At 58.3% G+C, this 16,770-nt stretch carries 13 protein-coding genes; 8 read left to right on the top strand and 5 right to left on the bottom strand.

What is annotated here, in order from left to right:
* Positions 1–130: 130 nt before the first annotated feature.
* From JQT59_RS13445 to JQT59_RS13410, 8 genes are all read left to right on the top strand, one after another.
* Complete coding sequence (locus tag JQT59_RS13445) at positions 131–1,321, top strand: FAD binding domain-containing protein (RefSeq protein ID WP_213576546.1); 1,191 nt, start codon at positions 131–133, stop codon at positions 1,319–1,321.
* A gap of 891 nt (positions 1,322–2,212) precedes the next feature.
* Positions 2,213–3,331 carry a thiamine pyrophosphate-dependent enzyme gene (locus tag JQT59_RS13440; protein WP_249354400.1) on the top strand — a complete coding sequence of 373 codons (1,119 nt, stop codon included), beginning with the start codon at positions 2,213–2,215 and terminating at the stop codon, positions 3,329–3,331.
* Positions 3,328–4,347 (top strand): alpha-ketoacid dehydrogenase subunit beta, encoded by a 1,020-nt coding sequence (locus JQT59_RS13435; protein ID WP_213576545.1) that lies wholly within the window; start codon positions 3,328–3,330, stop codon positions 4,345–4,347. Before JQT59_RS13440 ends, JQT59_RS13435 begins: the two co-directional genes overlap by 4 nt.
* Before the next feature lie 41 nt (positions 4,348–4,388).
* Complete coding sequence (locus tag JQT59_RS13430) at positions 4,389–5,726, top strand: dihydrolipoamide acetyltransferase family protein (RefSeq protein ID WP_213576544.1); 1,338 nt, start codon at positions 4,389–4,391, stop codon at positions 5,724–5,726.
* Between the two features lie 121 nt (positions 5,727–5,847).
* Positions 5,848–7,233 (top strand): dihydrolipoyl dehydrogenase, encoded by a 1,386-nt coding sequence (lpdA, locus tag JQT59_RS13425; RefSeq protein WP_213576543.1) that lies wholly within the window; start codon positions 5,848–5,850, stop codon positions 7,231–7,233.
* A gap of 625 nt (positions 7,234–7,858) precedes the next feature.
* Entirely contained in the window at positions 7,859–8,146 is a 288-nt protein-coding gene (locus JQT59_RS13420) for a hypothetical protein (RefSeq protein ID WP_213576542.1), read from the top strand.
* 1 nt (position 8,147) lies between these two features.
* On the top strand, positions 8,148–8,360 hold the full coding sequence (locus JQT59_RS13415) for a hypothetical protein (RefSeq protein WP_213576541.1): 213 nt from the start codon (positions 8,148–8,150) through the stop codon (positions 8,358–8,360).
* Positions 8,361–8,499: 139 nt separating this feature from the next.
* On the top strand, positions 8,500–9,570 hold the full coding sequence (locus tag JQT59_RS13410) for an IS1634 family transposase (protein ID WP_213576540.1): 1,071 nt from the start codon (positions 8,500–8,502) through the stop codon (positions 9,568–9,570).
* Positions 9,571–9,980: 410 nt separating this feature from the next.
* On the opposite strand, the gene JQT59_RS13405 is transcribed toward JQT59_RS13410, so the two are convergent.
* The 5 genes from JQT59_RS13405 to JQT59_RS13385 all read right to left on the bottom strand — a co-directional run bounded on the left by JQT59_RS13405 (position 9,981) and on the right by JQT59_RS13385 (position 16,668).
* Positions 9,981–11,189, bottom strand: coding sequence for a cytochrome P450 (locus JQT59_RS13405; protein WP_213576539.1), 1,209 nt, complete (start codon positions 11,187–11,189; stop codon positions 9,981–9,983).
* Entirely contained in the window at positions 11,186–11,455 is a 270-nt protein-coding gene (locus JQT59_RS38380; RefSeq protein ID WP_213576538.1) for a ferredoxin, read from the bottom strand. Before JQT59_RS38380 ends, JQT59_RS13405 begins: the two co-directional genes overlap by 4 nt.
* Before the next feature lie 350 nt (positions 11,456–11,805).
* Positions 11,806–12,993: a sugar ABC transporter substrate-binding protein gene (locus JQT59_RS13395; RefSeq protein ID WP_213576537.1), complete on the bottom strand. Its 1,188-nt coding sequence runs from the start codon at positions 12,991–12,993 to the stop codon at positions 11,806–11,808.
* Between the two features lie 1,009 nt (positions 12,994–14,002).
* Complete coding sequence (locus JQT59_RS13390; RefSeq protein ID WP_213576536.1) at positions 14,003–15,583, bottom strand: sugar ABC transporter ATP-binding protein; 1,581 nt, start codon at positions 15,581–15,583, stop codon at positions 14,003–14,005.
* The gene (locus tag JQT59_RS13385; RefSeq protein ID WP_213576535.1) at positions 15,580–16,668 is read right to left on the bottom strand and encodes an ABC transporter permease; all 1,089 of its coding nucleotides are present in this window, start codon (positions 16,666–16,668) and stop codon (positions 15,580–15,582) included. The genes JQT59_RS13390 and JQT59_RS13385 overlap by 4 nt, the downstream gene beginning before the upstream one ends.
* Positions 16,669–16,770 lie beyond the last annotated feature (102 nt).

The raw sequence follows: 16,770 nt of genomic DNA, 5'->3' as shown, positions 1-16,770 counted from the left end.
AATGAACACCTGCTTGTGTCTAGTGTCACACCACTATATCCAGTCGGCAATGTGGCGACCCACAACGAGGGTCCAATATGCGGTGATTGGCCCCATTGACGGCGAACGCACAGTGTCCGATGCTTCAGTCATGACCTCACGCATCGAAACCAACCAGACCGCAGGGCGTGCGGTCGTCGTCGGAGGCTCACTCGGAGGGCTGCATGCGGCTGTCGTCCTGCTATCAGAAGGCTGGGATGTAGATGTTTACGAACGGTCCCCACGTCTGCTCGATGGCGCTGGCGCCGGCATTGTTGCCCATCGAACGCTCCTCCGCATCATCAACGAATACCAGGGCGTAGCACTGGACCAGGTCAGCTGTCCGGCCATGAAGGTGCGGACCTATGCGCCTGCTCGCGAGACCGTGACCACCCCAAAGAACGCCTACCGATTGACCAGCTGGACCACTATCTACCGTGAGTTGCTCAAGATCGTCTCCACGGATCGTTACCACCTGGGCGAAACACTGACATCGATCGAGCAAACTCGGGACGCCGCGATCGTGGGTTTCGAATCCGGACTTCGTACGGAGGCCGATCTTGTGGTGTGTGCGGACGGTATATCGTCGACTGCCCGCGATCTCCTTGGAATTACCGTTAAAACGGCTTATTCCGGCTATATCGGGTGGCGAGGTGTGGTTGACCCAGATGCGCTCGATCCGGAAGTGGCCGAAACGCTGATCGACTCCATTTCATTCGGCACGACCGAAGGAAGCCACATAGTCGCGTATCCAATCCCCTTCGCCGGCGCAGATGGGAAACGACTACTCAACTTTGTTTGGTACCGGGACGTAGCTGATGGACCTGAACTGGATTCCCTGATGACCGATAACGCCGGACAACGACGCCCGTTCTCACTGCAGGATGTCCAACCCGGTCATATCGAGGTAATGCGCGCCGCAGCAAAGGAATTTGACAATCCGCTCGCTCAGATGGTGATTCGGACCCCGAAGCCGTTCCTGCAGGTGATCGTCGATCAGACTCCGTCACAGATGGCGGTCGGGCGTGTTGCCGTCATCGGTGATGCGGCAAGTGTAGCCCGCCCTCACGCCGCCGCAGGAACAGCCAAAGCTGCCGAGAATGGCTGGCAACTGGCGGCACATCTGCAGGAGTTTCCGGGTGATGTCCCGCTTGCCTTGTCTTCATGGGAACGAACCCAACTTGATCTCGGCGAGTCGCTTGTCGCCCGCGCACGTGAACTTGGCACTACTGCACAACAATCATTGCAATGGGGTACAGATGATCCGGCGGCGGAGTTTGGCCTGTATGGCGCCGGTCAGTAGTGCTTACATCAACACCTCCGATCATCCGAACCTCACCATGAATTCAATATGACTTTCGTCTTGGTTCCGGCGACCCACGCACTACGGAGTAGACGACACGCTGAAGGTGGATGCTCGCCGCTCCAACGCGGGCGATCGCGTCGGGATCACCGCAATGGTCCAGACTTCGACCACCTCAGGGCACTCGCAATAACTGCCACAGTTTGTGACACTTGGCAATATCGCTAAGGAAGCTTGTTGCGTAATCTTGCATGAGTCGCGTTACTTCTCGTTTCTCTTGTAATTGGGGAGAAGCAAACTCGAGCAAGTTCGACTGACATTGCTGGAAGGTGAGTTACGTGCAGGAATTCGCTATCCGAGTGATCACTTCAGCCGGTATACAGGTCGCCTGCCGCCTGTGCACTCAGCTCATTCCTGCGGAGATGCAATTGATTGGATTAGAATTCCAGCAGCCTCCGGGTTCGGAAACAGCATGCCTACACCTCACTGTCCGAGCTGCATCGAGAAATAGGCTTGATCTCTTTCTCCGACGCCTCGATCGAATTGTCGACGTGTACCGCGCTACAGTAATTGAACCTGACGTTGGGAATGCGCATTCAATTTATGTGAGTCTGTGTCCAGACGGCTCGGATTTGGAGCACGTCGACGGACTCCTGCGCTGGTATAACGCGGAGCAACTTGATCTACCCGGATTCCGAATGGTGGTTCACCTCAATGCACGTGCCCCCCAGCACGCTGGCCTGGTCGCAGCCCTTCGCCCATTTCACGTCGTATCGGTAACTACCGAACCGCCGAGCGCCGACACGATCGCCGCCGCCGCCGGAGAGGCGTACACGCCTCCAACCGCCAGTTAGCGTGCCACCAAACAACGCAGCCCGATTAAGGAGACCGATGATGACCGAACTAGTCGAGCGATCCCTGACACATCCTGACCGAAACGCCCTCTTCTCTGCGGTTCAATTCGTCAGCCCCGAAGGTGAGCTCCTTCCAGAAGCTAACCGCCAAGGCGTAGATCCGGACCAGGTGCGCGGATTTTATCGAGATATGTTCCTTGCTCGTCGATTCGATCGTGAAGCCTACAACCTTCAGCGCCAGGGCGAGCTCGGACTGTGGCTGTCTTGTCAGGGGCAGGAGGCGGCCCAGGTCGGGAGCATCAGGGCAGCCCGTGAATCCGACTATGCCTTCCCCGCCTACCGCGAACACGCAGCGGCCTTGTGCCGGGGCCTGTCCCCCGCGGAATTATTGACACAATGGCGGGGCACCGCGCATGGTGGCTGGGACCCGGCTGCCTATCGTTTTCACATCAACTCGCTTGTTCTATCAACCCAGCTTCTGCACGCAACCGGCTATGCCATGGGGATCACCGCGGATCGTCGGAAAGACCCCACTATTGACGAAGTGGTGATGTGCTACTTTGGTGACGGCTCGTCCAGTCAGGGTGATGCCAACGAGGCTTTGAACTGGGCGGCAGTTGCCAAAGCGCCCTTGATATTCTTCTGCCAGAATAATCAATGGGCGATCTCCACACCCTCGAGCGCCCAAACCAGCACCCAACTACACGTACGTGCAGCGGGTTTCGGTCTGACCACGACACTCGTTGATGGAAACGACGTTCTCGCAGTTCATGCCGTCACTGCAGCTGCATTTGCCCGGGTGCGCGCAGGTGGACCGCCTGAGTTTATCGAAGCGATCACCTACCGAATGGCTGGTCATTCGACATCCGATGATCCCACTCGTTACCGCCAATCTTGTGACGTGAAGTTTTGGGAGGAACGTGATCCACTGCTTCGAGTGCGCCTGCTCTTGGACCAGTCCGGGTGGGGAACCGATGACTTCTACAGTTCCATTCAGGATGAGGCCGACGATCTAGCTGAAGCGACTCGACTCGCATGTCGCTCATTAGAGAATCCGCTCCTGGAATCTACCTTCAACAACACCTTAGTGAACGAGACGGCGGCCGTGGAGCAAGAACGTGAGCTCTACACCGCATGGAGGACGTCATTCGCATGAGCACCCTGACTAGTCAGCCCTTGACGGGGACCCCTGAGACCTTGACGTTGGCGAATGCCCTGAATGCTGGTCTCCGGCGTTCGATGTCCGAGGACGACTCAGTCGTTCTGATGGGTGAGGACATCGGTTCGCTAGGTGGTGTCTTCCGTGTAACGGAAGGGCTGCAAGACGAGTTTGGTTCCGACCGGGTAGTTGACTCCCTGCTGGCAGAATCTGGAATAGTCGGTACTGCCATCGGAATGGCAATGCGCGGGTACCGCCCAGTCTGCGAAATTCAGTTCGACGGGTTCATCTATCCGGCGTTTGACCAGATCGTCTCGCAGTTAGCCAAGCTGCGTGCGCGTTCGGGCGGACGACTTACCGTTCCAGTAACGATCCGGGTTCCGGTCGGTGGAGGAATCGGCGCGGTAGAGCACCATTCGGAGTCGAACGAAGCGTATTTCTGCCATACAGCCGGATTGCGTGTCGTTGCGTGTGCGAATCCGGACGACGCCTACTGGATGATTCAACAGGCAATCGCATGTGACGATCCGGTGATCTTTTATGAGCCGAAGCGCAGGTACTGGGACAAGGCTCCCGTCGACGTCTCGATCTCGCCTTCTGCCGCTTTCCCTTTCGAGCGGGCAAGGACTGTCCTACCGGGCAGCGATGTGACGGTGCTGGCCTACGGCCCAACGGTACGCGTGGCATTAGATGCAGCCACGGTGGCAAGGTCAGAAGGTACCTCGTTAGAGGTCATCGATCTCCGCTCGTTGTCGCCGATCGACGTAGAGACTATTAGTGCTTCCGTTCGTAGAACCGGTCGGGCAGTAGTCGTCCACGAAGCGCCGACGTTCGCCGGATTGGGTGCCGAAATCGCTGCAACCATAACTGAACGGTGCTTCACCTTTCTTGAAGCACCCGTCCAGCGAGTCGGAGGCTGGAATACGCCGTACCCCCCGGCGCGTGTCGAGGACCAGTACTTGCCGAACATCGACCGACTTCTCGACGCCGTCGAAATCACTGGCCGGTACTGACACATGAACTTCCGCGTTGCCATTGAGATATGAAGGAACCAATGACTGAGACTAACGCGTTTGCCATGCCAGACGTCGGCGAAGGGCTAACCGAAGCGGAAATCGTCACATGGAGAGTCAAGCCAGGTGATACGGTCGCAATCAATGACTTGCTCGTCGAAGTAGAGACCGCGAAATCTCTGGTCGAATTACCATCTCCTTACGCCGGGACGGTCTCCCAGCTACATGCCTCCGAAGGAGAGACCGTCGAAGTCGGCACGATCATCGTCAGTTTCGGTGATGCAGCCGGCCCCACCGCGCCGCCCTCGCCGACGACAGAGCGTGTCCCAACTGGTGACGATTCCAAACTGTCACCGGAAGCCGCGGCCGACGTCTCTCAAGCTAACGAGGACGACGCCGACCATCCCCCGGAAGAGAAGCGGCAACCGGTGTTGGTGGGCTACGGTCCAAGTAAGGCCAAAGTTCAGCGTCGCGCGCGTAAACCTGGCTATCGTGTGCCCGACCCTCAGATCGAACGCGACCTCGAGTCCAAGCGCCCACATGCGACCCCTCCGGTGAGGCTGCGGGCCAAGGAACTGGGTGTCGATCTGACTAAGGTCACGCCGACGGGCTCGTTCGGCAATATCACGAGGGCCGACCTCGAATCGTCGGCTGTACGCCGTTCGGTGTCGGATTCTGTCAGCTCAGAGATTCGTACGCCGATTAAGGGGGTCCGCAAGGCCACCGCTGCCGCGATGGTCAGCTCGGCATTCTCAGCCCCGCACGTCACCGAGTGGGTAACCGTCGACGTCACCGAAACACTCAAGCTTCTCGACAAGCTTCGATCTGACCGCGCGTACACCGGGGTACGGCTGACTCCATTGGCGCTCATCGCTCGAGCTGCTCTGTCTGCGTTACGGACCTACCCCGCGATGAACGCGAAGTGGGACGATGATGCCGGAGAGATCGTCCAGTACAGCGACGTGAACTTGGGGATCGCAACCGCTACGCCTCGTGGACTATTGGTTCCGAACATCAAGTCCGCCAATGCAAAGAGCCTTCGTGAGATCTGCGATGACTTAGCTGCTCTCATCGAAGAAGCACGATCGGGAAGGACCCAACCCGCGACCATGGAGGGGGGAACCTTCACTATCACTAATATCGGGGTGTTCGGCGTCGACGGTGGCACCCCTATCCTGAATCCCGGCGAAGCTGGCATCCTTTGCGTCGGGCAGATTGCCGAGCGCCCTTGGGCTCACGAAGGTGCAGTTCAGCTACGGAGCCTGTGTACGCTGTCCTTGTCCTTCGACCACCGACTGGTCGACGGTCAGTTGGGTAGCGAGGTTCTCAGCCACATTTCGCGCTTGCTGACGAACCCCTCCCTCGCGCTCGCTTACTGACCTCACTTACTGACGCGTCGGCCGCTTGCAGAATCGCCGCCTGCGTCAGAGCAGAGGACTTGGGCATCAACATTGTCAGATGTGCTCTAGGGCCATCGATTAACACCTGAAAGGAAATTCGATGCCGGACGTGACTGCGGACGTCGTGATTCTCGGAGGTGGTTCCGGCGGCTACGCCTGCGCTCTCAGGGCGGCACAACTAGGTCAATCTGTAGTCCTCATCGAGAAGGACAAGCTTGGCGGAACGTGCCTACATAGTGGTTGTATCCCAACAAAGGCACTGCTACACGCAGCCGAGATAGCCGACGCGGCTCGCGACGGTGCCGAATTTGGGGTCAAGACCGAGGTTATCGGGATCGACATGAATGTCGTGAACCGGTACAAGGACACGGTCGTGAACAAGCTCTTCAATGGGCTGCAGGGCCTGGTCAAGTCTCGGTCCATCCAAGTTGTCACCGGTACAGGGCGATTCATCGGTTCAAAGTCGGTCGTAGTGGATGGACAGATCTATAGCGGCCGGAACGTCGTACTGGCAACCGGCTCCTATGCCAAAACGCTCCCCGGCGTCGAGACCAATGATCGGATCATCACTTCCGACCAGGCGCTACATCTCGATGAGGTGCCGAATCGTGTCGTCGTCCTCGGTGGGGGTGTAATCGGCGTGGAGTTTGCAAGCGTCTGGCGGTCATTCGGCGCCCATGTAACCATAGTTGAGGCACTTCCACGGCTCGTCCCAAATGAGGACGAGTTCGCATCCAAGCATCTCGAGCGTGCACTTCGTCGACGTGGGATCGATATCAAGACCGACACTCAAATGGTCAGTGCGAAACGGTCGCCGGGTTCGGTCGATGTCGTCCTAGGCTCCGGCGAAAAGATTTCCGCAGACCTGTTGCTGGTCGCCATCGGCCGCAGACCCAACACTTCGGGTGCTGGCTTCGAAGAAGCCGGAGTAGCAATGGTCAATGGCTTCGTGGTCGCCGACGAAAGCCTCCAGACGAACCTACCCGGGGTATACGCAGTGGGCGACATAGTCCTCGGACTTCAACTCGCTCACCGCGGGTTCCAGCAAGGCATTTTTGTCGCCGAACACCTAGCAGGAGTCAACCCAAGAGCGATCGACGAGGACGGTATTCCACGTGTGACCTACTGCGAACCCGAGGTTGCTTCTGTAGGGCTGACCGAAGAAGCTGCACGGGCAAAATACGGGAACGTCGACACTGTCACCTATGACCTTGCTGCTAACGGGAAGTCTCAGATACTCCAAACGCAAGGAGCGATCAAGCTTGTGCGAGCACGCGCGGTGCAGGAGAACCGCGGGCCCATCGTTGGGGTCCATATGGTCGGGTCCCGGGTCGGTGAACTGATCGGCGAAGCACAACTGATCTACAACTGGGAAGCCGAAGCCGACGACGTGACACCGTTCATCCATGCACACCCGACTCAAAACGAGGCATTGGGCGAAGCCGTCTATGCCTTGGCTGGACAGCCGCTGCACGCGCATGGATAACCCGGAAGCGCAGCCAATAGGCCGTTAGCGCCCTGACCCATATGTGCCGTTTCGAATTAGTCGCAGGACTTGGCGTGTCGTCCTGACCCATGGGTGGATCATGCGCAAGCTGCGCCGGGGTGACGAGATGCCTACTGACCAGCTCCCACACGCCAACAGGAAGGTCAGAAATCACGTCTCACACACAACCACCCGAAATGCAACAGATAAGTGCGCCGACCCTGACCCGCGATTCGGGATTCGGGATTCGAGAGCACCGGCGATGCTCACGCCATCATCGCTGTGTGGGGCGACGGCGGCGTGCTCGTGGCCGGCGATCGACACCGTGATTTTCTGCAGTAGACGCGGTGTGCGCACAATCTGCGATCGACATCCCGGTGCGTGGATTGTCCATCACCGGTGCGACTAATGCGGATTCATTACGTGCCAGGACGATTCGTTACATGATATTTGAGGCCGGCGAGGGAGCGGTGATGGCGCTCGCGATCCCCGCAGTATCGAGGGCTTGCTCTTTGACCTGAGTTGCACCAGGTTGGCCGATTGTCGGCGTGGTCCCGGCGTTTGCACAGGTGACAGCGGTGCCATCCTGGAGATTGGCGCACTTATCAGTCGGTAGGCTCCGCCCGTGGCCGCCTACATCCGCAAAGTCCGCACCGCCTCAGGAGCAACCGCGGTGCAGTTCGCAGCCAAGCAGGGCCGCCGAGACAAGGTGCTCGAGCACCTCGGCTCCGCCCATACCGACAGTGAACTGGCCGCCCTGCTCGAGACGGCCCGGGAGCAACTGCTCGCCGGCCAGCAGCAAATCGACCTCGACCTCGGCCCGGTTACGGGGCGGAGCACCGATGATCACCGGCAAATGTCCCGCTGGCTGATCGAAGTCATCGACACCGCGTGGCGGCGACTCGGGTTTTGACGTGACCGACAACGAGGCATTCTTCCAGCTGGTGGCGGCACGTATTGTCGAGGCAACTTCGGTCAACGTCGCCGGCAGAGTCTTGGGCGAGATCGGCATCGTCCCTGCGCACCGCAACACGTTCGTGCGGACCCTGCGTCGTTGCACCGCCCATGGCTACCGCGATCAGGTCGCGCAACGCTGCTTCGAACACTCTGCCGCCGCGGGGATCTGAACCTGCTGCGCTACGACGTCACCACCTTGTACTTCGAAGCCGAGAAGGAAGACGACCTGTGCAAGGTCGGCTACTCGAAAGAGCGTCGAGTCGACCCGCAGATCGTGGTCGGGGTCTTGGTCGACCAGACCGATTCCCCTTGGAAATCTGCTGTTTCGAAGGAAATCATGCTGAGATCCGCACGATTGTGCCGATCGCGCGCCAGTTCCAGGAGCGTCACGGCATCGAGGGCGTGGAGATGATCATCGCCGCTGATGCCGGCATGCTGTCGGCGACGAACCTCAAAGACCTCGACGCTGCCGGACTGGAGTTCATCGTCGGGTCACGAGTGATGAAAGCGCCATCGGATCTGGCCAGTCATCTCCACTGGAACGGTGATGTGTTCTCCGATGAGCACGTCATCGACACGGTTACCCCGCGACACGCAAAGAGCGTCGTCAACGACATAGCACGCCGTGCCGAGCCCCGGTGTGGGAGCCTTCTGACACGTCCGCGTGTCGGGCGATCTGGGCGTACTCGAAAAAACATGCCGTGGGTGACAACCAGACGCTCAACGCTCAGGAGGCTCGGGCCCAGGCCGTCATCGACGGTAGTCGAGCTGCCCGATCGCCACGGTTCGTCAAGACGACGACGAAGGGCAATCCTCGATACCGAAGGCAACGCCAGGGCTCCTTCCTTCGTTGTCCTGAAGGGCTACTTGACCAATCTTTCTGTTCCGCTGATGAATCCGCATGAGGTCATGGCGAAGTATCACGACCTGTGGCAGGTCGAGCAGTCGTTTCGGATGTCAAAAACCGACCTGCGAGCGAGGCCGATTTTCAGTCACACCCGGGACTCAATCGAGGCGCACTTGACTATCGTGTTCGCCGCGTTGGCGATCTCGCGCTACCTGCAGGCCGAGACCGGGACGTCGATCCCCAGAATTGTGCGCACCCTGCGTCCGTTGCAGGAAATCACTGTCTCGATCGCCGGCCACGAGCACGCCGCCGCCGATCCACTCACCGATGATGCCGTGAGCATCCTCGATGCTCTCGAAATCTCGAATCCCCGGTCGGTAAGGGTTGGCACACTAAACTGGTGCAACTCAGGAGCGGGCCCTCGCGATCCCTGCAGTATCGAGGGCTCTTTTGACAACAGAATGCGTGCCGCCGAAACTGGCTTTTCAAGTTTCGTAAACGGCAATTCCCGCTCGTCGTTCGTCCGATCTTAGTGCGCCAGTCTGGCGCCCGTGCCGAGAATGGGTCAAAATCTGACTCCGCCACCACAGCCACTTCGCCTTTTGCCCTGCGATTCATGTTAGGCTCCGCTGCCGCTCGTGAAGCGAGATCGCAGAAACCCGGTGCAAGTCCTCTGAGAAAAAGCTTCCTCGACCGTCGGCCTCAGCGCTACTACTAGCTTGTGGTGCGCAGTTGCAAAGCCCCATACTTTCTTTCGAGGAAGCTGGCATCGCCTTTGGGTTGCGCAAGAATGCACAACTCTTACAGGGCGTACGCGAGTATCTGCTCATCCGAATATTCCAGGCCCGGATGAAGCTCACGCAAATGACGACGGACCAGTTCCAGTAATACGATCTCATCGGCTGCTTCAAACCCGTTCCCGCAGGGACATACTAGTCGACGTTTAGGCATAGGAAGCAGCCTCAGACTGTTCAACCACTATGGACAGCCCGGTAATTCCCTCAACATGGCCACAAGACCACTCAACGCGTTTATTTGGGTGCACCCTGAAGGCCGGTATCCGGTCTAATAGCGCTTCCAGCGCGACACTCAACTCCAGGCGTAGAAGATGCATGCCCAGACAGCGGTGGATTCCCGAACCTAGTGCGAGATGTCGGTTTGGAAATCGGTCTGCAATGAATTGGTCCGGATTCTCAAATTCTCTTGGATCGCGATTGATAATTGGAAGCGCGAAGTGCAAAATCTGCCCTGGCAGCATAGTAACTCCACCGACCTCGACCCGCCGCTGAACAACCCTTGCGGGTTTCCCCGGTGAGTAGAACCGAAGAAACTCCTCGATCGAGGATGGAATCAGATCCCTTTCGGCAGCTAATCGCTCTCGCAGGCGATCATCGTTGGCCAAATGCCATACAATGTTTGCCAACAGTAAGGCAGTATTGTCTAGTCCTCCGATTAGGAGGATCGAAAAGAAGTCCAACAACTCCCTATCGCTCAAGGCATCGCCGTCAAGTCGAGCGTGCACAAGATCCGACATAATTTGGCCATCGGGGTTTCGCCGCTTGTCCGCAATCAGCTTGTCGAAGTACGGCTTCATACCGCTAAGGATTTTTTCTGACTCCTCAGGGTGGAGGTGACTGTCAGCCATCGCATCGACCCACGACCTATATATCGAGCCATCCTCTGCAGGCACGCCGAGCATCAATGCAGTCACTGCGGCAGGGAGACGGGTACCCAATGAAGCGCGCACGTCGATTGTAGGCGCTCCCTCGACGGAGTCGAAGAGTTGATCGACAACGTGATGCATCTGCTGTTTCAGAGTGCGCACATTCTGTGGTGAAAATGCGGACTGTGCGAGACTGCGGTAGCGCTGATGATCTGGCGGGTCGATCTCGGCTAGCATCAGCCGTTGTTTAGTCGCGGTCTCGTACAGCGGGAAGGAGGACTGTCGGCTCGAGAAATTCTCTACATCACGGTAAATCGTTTGAGCTTCTTCACGGCCGGCGACAACCCAAAATCCACCGAGTTCCTCGCTCCATCCAATAGGGGTCTTATTCTCAAAAGCCTCGTCGCGAAGGTTTTGATAGAATTCAATCGGCGTTCCGTCTGCACCAAGTGGGAGGCTAGTGTGATCGTAATGGGTGAAGAGGCTCATTTCAGATCGCCCGCGCTTTCGGAATTATTCGAACCTCTGGTTTCGTCTCTCTGCAGATAATCCGGTCGACCTCGCCACACCAGTGCCTGCTCTGGGCACGCCCGTTCAGCAACGACCATCCCGTCGTGCATCTTCGGGTCTGCTGCGTCTACGGAATCTAGTAGTTGCGCCCGTCCATCGTCATCAAACGGCTCGAAAATTTCTGGTTGCAAGTCGTAGCAGCGTCCATGCCCGGTGCAACGCTCTAGGTCCACTTCAATCCGCATATCTGCCTCCCTGTACATGGGGCCGATCTATTTCCCGTACTTTCAAATGTTGTCCATTGGAGGGTGATCTTCAAGGAAGATCGACCCAATCTCGATCCGTACATGTGTGGTGGAGCACAGTTTTAACTGTTGTGACCCGGCGAACTTCTCTGTAAGCGAGTACCTCGTCAGTCGCTGGGGGACGACGCAGTTGATATTCGACGTTCGCTGACTCCACCTGCACCGTGCCGTCCTGATCCAGGAGCGCTGTATAGCTTCGCCGACGCGTCTGGCTTTTCACGTGAGAACTTCCACCAGCACGTAGTGCCGTCTCCGGGCTCGATCGTGGGAAGACCGTCGCGTGTTATCGATTATTTGATGCCCCAGAGCTTTTTGTAATCGTCACCGGTGGCGAGGTTGCCGAAGATCAGTGTCCGATTCTCGATCATGCTGTTGTCTGCGCTGAGACCCAATGACTCTGCCATCTCCGATGTCACCATCCTCGCCGGACCCTCCTCGATGACTGCAGCCTGACCGCTGACCAGTCTCAATGCCTGATCGAACGTCGGCCAGGCCAGGCCGCCGAACGAGGTGCCGACGTCGGCCCTGATCTCACCGGACTTCAGCGGCTCAAACAGCGCCGACTCCAAATCGAACGAACTCACCTGGATTTCGCCCCTGGGATCGATACGATTCATCGTCGGCAGGACCGGTACGACCATGCCACCAAAAGCCGGCATCAGGTAGTTCAGGTTCGGATTCTTCTGCACCAGACTGGTTGTGGCTGAGGCCAAGCCGGTTGCCCAGTTGGCGGAGGGCACGTTGGCCGTCACGATCGAGCAGTCGTCGGTGCAGAGTTCATCGAACTCGGCTTGCATGCCTTCCATCAAGTACTTCCCTGTGGGCAGATCGTCCGATGAGATGAGGCCCAACTCGAGGTGACCGTTCGTGTCGCAGATGGCCTTATCCATCCGCCATTTGCCGCCTTTGATGTAGTCCCAGGAGACTCGGCCGTCGACGCCTTCAGGTGCCTTTTCGTCGGGCTGCCCGTTCACCACATCGATGACCTTGATGCCGGCGGCCTGTGCCTTGAGCATCGGCTCCTTGACGAGGTCCGATTGTACCGCGACGTTCACGATGACATCAGCGCCACGAGCGATCGCCTGGTTGAAGGCAGTCACCGCCGCGGGAATACTGCCCTTCGCATCGATCGTGACGACACTGGCCCCCAACAGCGCACCCCCCTCCTCCATTTGCCTGGTGTACTCGGTGACGGTCCCCGTGTTGATGATGGGGATCACGTAAATCGACTTTCCCTCCAGCGCGGTACCATCGACCGCCCCTCCCGGCGCCTTGAACTGCACCTCAGCAGTACCTGCCTCGGCCCGGTCACAGGCGGTTTGGACCTGGGCCGACCGGGGACCGTCTGTCACCCCATCAGAAGATGAGCTGCCACCCGAGGTGCACCCCGCGAAACCGAGGGTCAGCACAACAACAGCAGCACAACCCGACAACTTCTTCAATCCTGGCAAAAATCGGCGTCGTGAATATGAACTCATCAAGGCTCCTCGATTAGGGGTTCCCAGCGGGGTTTGTGGTTGCATCCGCGGGCGGCGGACTTGGAGATCGGGGGCATCGTTGGTGGCCGAGCGACCGGATCGCGGCGGACACTGATCGCCGGAGCCACAAGGAAGCCGACTCCCGGTTTCATGTCTGCGTCAGGAGGTCAAGGCTGGCCGGTGGTGACCGCATACAAGCCGGGGTCCATGATGCGACGTTCGTGTCGGGCGCTCGAGCCGTTGATCGATCCTGACCAGGCGATCCAATTTCGCCGGTGTGGTCGACTCCCAAGTCGATCCGCGCCCTGACCCAGGCGTTGGGGACGACGGGTCATCGGGGTCAGTGATATCGTGGCGCACCGCAGGACCACCGAGGGTGCTCGGCATCTCGACCGTGGCGTCCACTTCGTCTACCTCAACGATCAGGCCACCGACTTTCGGGTACCGGGGACCCGGAAATCAGTGTCGCGCCCAGAAGCAGGAGATGGTCGAGTCCTCGCCAAATAGGTGGGCGCGAGTGGTAGCCCCGAAAGTGAACCCGAGCAGCTCAACTCCACAACTTCATCGACCAAGAGCTAGGCAAGGCGAACCCATACTGGGTCTACGACGTGGGAACCGACACCGGGTGGACGTCTCGGGTGGGTACACGGACCACGACACCGCTGCGCTCGCGATCAACACCATCAAGACCTGGCGACACAGCACCGGGAAGTTTCTGCATTCCAACGCTTCCGGCTACTCTTCAGTGCCGACGGCGGCGACTCCCACGAGTTCCGCACCCGACTGTAAATGACCGAACTCGGCGCGGACACCGCCTAGCGATCAGCGTGTGCCACCTGCCGCCTGTCCACGCCGCACTCGAACAAGGCAGCTACCCCATCTCCGTTGCGACTAACGACAAAGTCATGAAAGTCCCTGGGCCGACGGTATTGACCCGACAGCATCTCCATCGCGGATGAACATACAAGCTCCACCGGGACCGCAACACGCAGAAGCAGGCTGATCGTAGCTAACACATTGCACTGTTATCGCTGGAATTCAGCGTCATTCCTGGATCACGCAGACACGCTTCCGCGATCAGGTCTTCGGTCAGGTCCGACCCGTGCAACTCGGCAACCACAGACCCGTTACGGAATACAAGGACTCGGTGACATAGGGCGGCAAGATCGGCGCCGTCAGCTGACGCCAGTAACACCCCCGACCCACGATCTGCATGGTCGGCTATCAGGTCAAATAGCTGCCGACGCGAGCCGACGTCAACTCCTTGAGTCGGCTCGTGAAGCAAAAGCACTGATGGTGACATTTCCAACCACTTCGCCATCAACAACTTCTGTTGATTCCCACCACTCAATACAGACAGCGGACGTCCGGCAGAACCGGCCGGGCGGACGTCGTACCGCGTCAGCACCTCCCGCGCAAACGCTCGCTCACAACGACCGTCAATGAAGGGCCCTCGGCGGCGCCCGTAAAGGTTGGGCAAGGTGAGATTCTCAATCAATGACAGACTCGCGACTCCCGCCTGTCCGATCCGTTCGGCTGGAACCAACGCCAGGCCAGCGTTGACCGCATCACTGGGACGCCGAACTACCAACGGATTCGCATCGAGCAGCACCTCACCATCGGACTCGGTAGCGCCGAAGATCCCATACGGCAAATCCTCAAATCCTGCTCCGATAAGCCCGGTGACACCGACGATCTCACCTTCATGAATGACCAAATCCACGTCCTCCGCAGATCCGCAGCTGTAGCCGCGTAACTCGAGCAGAGGTCGGCTCCGCGACTCATTCACTACCGGGTACTGATTACCGAGAGCTCGTCCCAGCAACAGCTCAATCAATGAATCATGATCCAACCCCCTAAGGACTCGGGTCTCGATCAACGCCCCATCACGCAAAACCGTGACTCGGTCCGCATACTCGAGAACCTCTTCCAGCCTGTGCGTCACGATCACGATCGCGACGCCCTGCCCGCGCGCCGCATAAACCGCACTCATCATCCTCTTGACATCAGCCATCGGAAGGTGCGCTGTCGGTTCGTCGAGGATCAAAACTCGTGTCGCTGCGTGACCCGCATGATCTTTCATCGCCCGCGCGATCGCGAGCACCGCACGCTGAGCCGGATTCAGACTCTCGACGTGGGCATCCAGGTCCACATCCAGTTCGAACGCACGCAGCACCTCCCGCGCCTCGCGCCTCGCGGCTGACCACTCCACGAAACCCACACGATTCCGCGGATAGCCATCCACGAACAGGTTATCCAGAACCGTCAAATCCAATGCAAGGCCAAGATCCTGGTGCACAATCCGGATACCAAGCTTCTCCGGCTGGCCTGGAGCCAACGGCAACCCAACTTCCTCACCATCAATCACCAGCCTGGCACCCTGATCTGGGTGGTGGTAGGCAGCCAGAATCTTGATGATCGTGCTCTTACCTGAACCATTCTGACCACACAGCGCATGAATTTCACCGCCAAGCAGATCAAGATCGACATCCTTGAGGGCACGAGTTTCACCAAATGACTTGGACATACGCCGAATCGCCAGTCTCACTGTGCCGCCAGGCTCCTGCGCCCGCACACCGTCAACGCTCATGGGTTCACCCCCGCTGTTGAACGACCGCTGCGGGTCGCAAGACGGGTGACAGCCACACCGACAATGAGCGCTCCACCGTTGAAGACGTCCTGGACCCATGAACCGGCTCCTAACAATTGCAGACCGGTGATCCCGACGATGAGAGCGTAAAGGGCAATAACCGTTCCCCACGCATTCGATCGACCCGGCTTAATTGTGGTCGCGCCGAGGAAAACACCCGCGAATGCCGGCAAGAGATACGAGTTACCGATGGTGGGATCTGATGCGCCCAACTGACCGGCAAGGACAAGCCCCGCAAGGCCCGCTATCGTTCCGGATGCGATAAGCGCACCTGCCCGAACCCGCTGCACCCGCACTCCGGCCAGCCGTCCCGCCTCACGCCCAGCCCCTACAAACAGCAGCCGACGGCCCACGGGCATGTGTTCATAAACCAACCACAGCACCACCGCAAGGCCGAGCCCATAATAGACAGGCAGCGGCAGACCAAGAAACTGCGAGATAGCGGCGGTGACGAGCGGCTCGGGCAAACCAGGAATTACCGCAGAGTTACTCAGCAACGTCGCAAACCCCATAAGAACCGTGCCAGTACCGATCGTTGCAATAAACGAGTTAATCCCAAGACCAACGACAAGCACCGCATTGACCGCACCCACAAGTGTTCCCGCTAAAATGCAAACAATAAGCGCTGGAACGAACGGCCACTCCTTCAGCACCGTCAGATAACCGATCAGAACCGTCGTAAATCCGAGAGTATTTGCCACCGAAACGTCAAACTCACCAGCAAGAACGGGCAGCGTGAGCCCGAGCGTCACGATCATGAAAATCGCCTGCGAGCTCAGAATATTTTGAAAGTTCGACACCGTCGGGAACGTATTTGGCGCGAGAAGGCTAAACACCACCAATTCAATGACCAACATTCCAAGTAGCCCGAACTTCGCCAAAAGATTAGCCGCCGAAAACCCGGCCGATATACCACCGCGATTAGACCCACCAGCTGGCGACTCCGATGACGGAAGGGATAGCCGCGAGTCCTCGATATCCTCATTGTGCGCGACTCTCGTGGTCGGACGTACAACTTCAGTCATAGAGATCCCCTCTAATGATCCAGGTTGCAGTGGGATGTGATGTAACTTAGATACCCGCCGCTGACATTGTGTAAGACCTTTACCTGCCAAGAGTAAGTGTTG

This window comes from Rhodococcus sp. USK13 (genome assembly GCF_018343855.1).
GTDB classification, from domain to species: Bacteria; Actinomycetota; Actinomycetes; order Mycobacteriales; family Mycobacteriaceae; genus Rhodococcus_F; species Rhodococcus_F oxybenzonivorans.
The sequence above is the reverse complement of the archived record's forward strand: the minus strand, read 5'-3'. Positions and strand labels throughout refer to the sequence as shown.

Coding starts and splice junctions, on each gene's coding strand:
- JQT59_RS13440 (WP_249354400.1), top strand. CDS start 2,213: ATGATGACCGAACTAGTCGAGCGATCCCTGACACATCCTGACCGAAAC.
- JQT59_RS13445 (WP_213576546.1), top strand. CDS start 131: ATGACCTCACGCATCGAAACCAACCAGACCGCAGGGCGTGCGGTCGTC.
- JQT59_RS13430 (WP_213576544.1), top strand. CDS start 4,389: ATGACTGAGACTAACGCGTTTGCCATGCCAGACGTCGGCGAAGGGCTA.
- JQT59_RS13385 (WP_213576535.1), bottom strand. CDS start 16,668: ATGACTGAAGTTGTACGTCCGACCACGAGAGTCGCGCACAATGAGGAT.
- JQT59_RS13395 (WP_213576537.1), bottom strand. CDS start 12,993: ATGAGTTCATATTCACGACGCCGATTTTTGCCAGGATTGAAGAAGTTG.
- JQT59_RS13405 (WP_213576539.1), bottom strand. CDS start 11,189: ATGAGCCTCTTCACCCATTACGATCACACTAGCCTCCCACTTGGTGCA.
- JQT59_RS38380 (WP_213576538.1), bottom strand. CDS start 11,455: ATGCGGATTGAAGTGGACCTAGAGCGTTGCACCGGGCATGGACGCTGC.
- lpdA (WP_213576543.1), top strand. CDS start 5,848: ATGCCGGACGTGACTGCGGACGTCGTGATTCTCGGAGGTGGTTCCGGC.
- JQT59_RS13390 (WP_213576536.1), bottom strand. CDS start 15,583: ATGAGCGTTGACGGTGTGCGGGCGCAGGAGCCTGGCGGCACAGTGAGA.
- JQT59_RS13435 (WP_213576545.1), top strand. CDS start 3,328: ATGAGCACCCTGACTAGTCAGCCCTTGACGGGGACCCCTGAGACCTTG.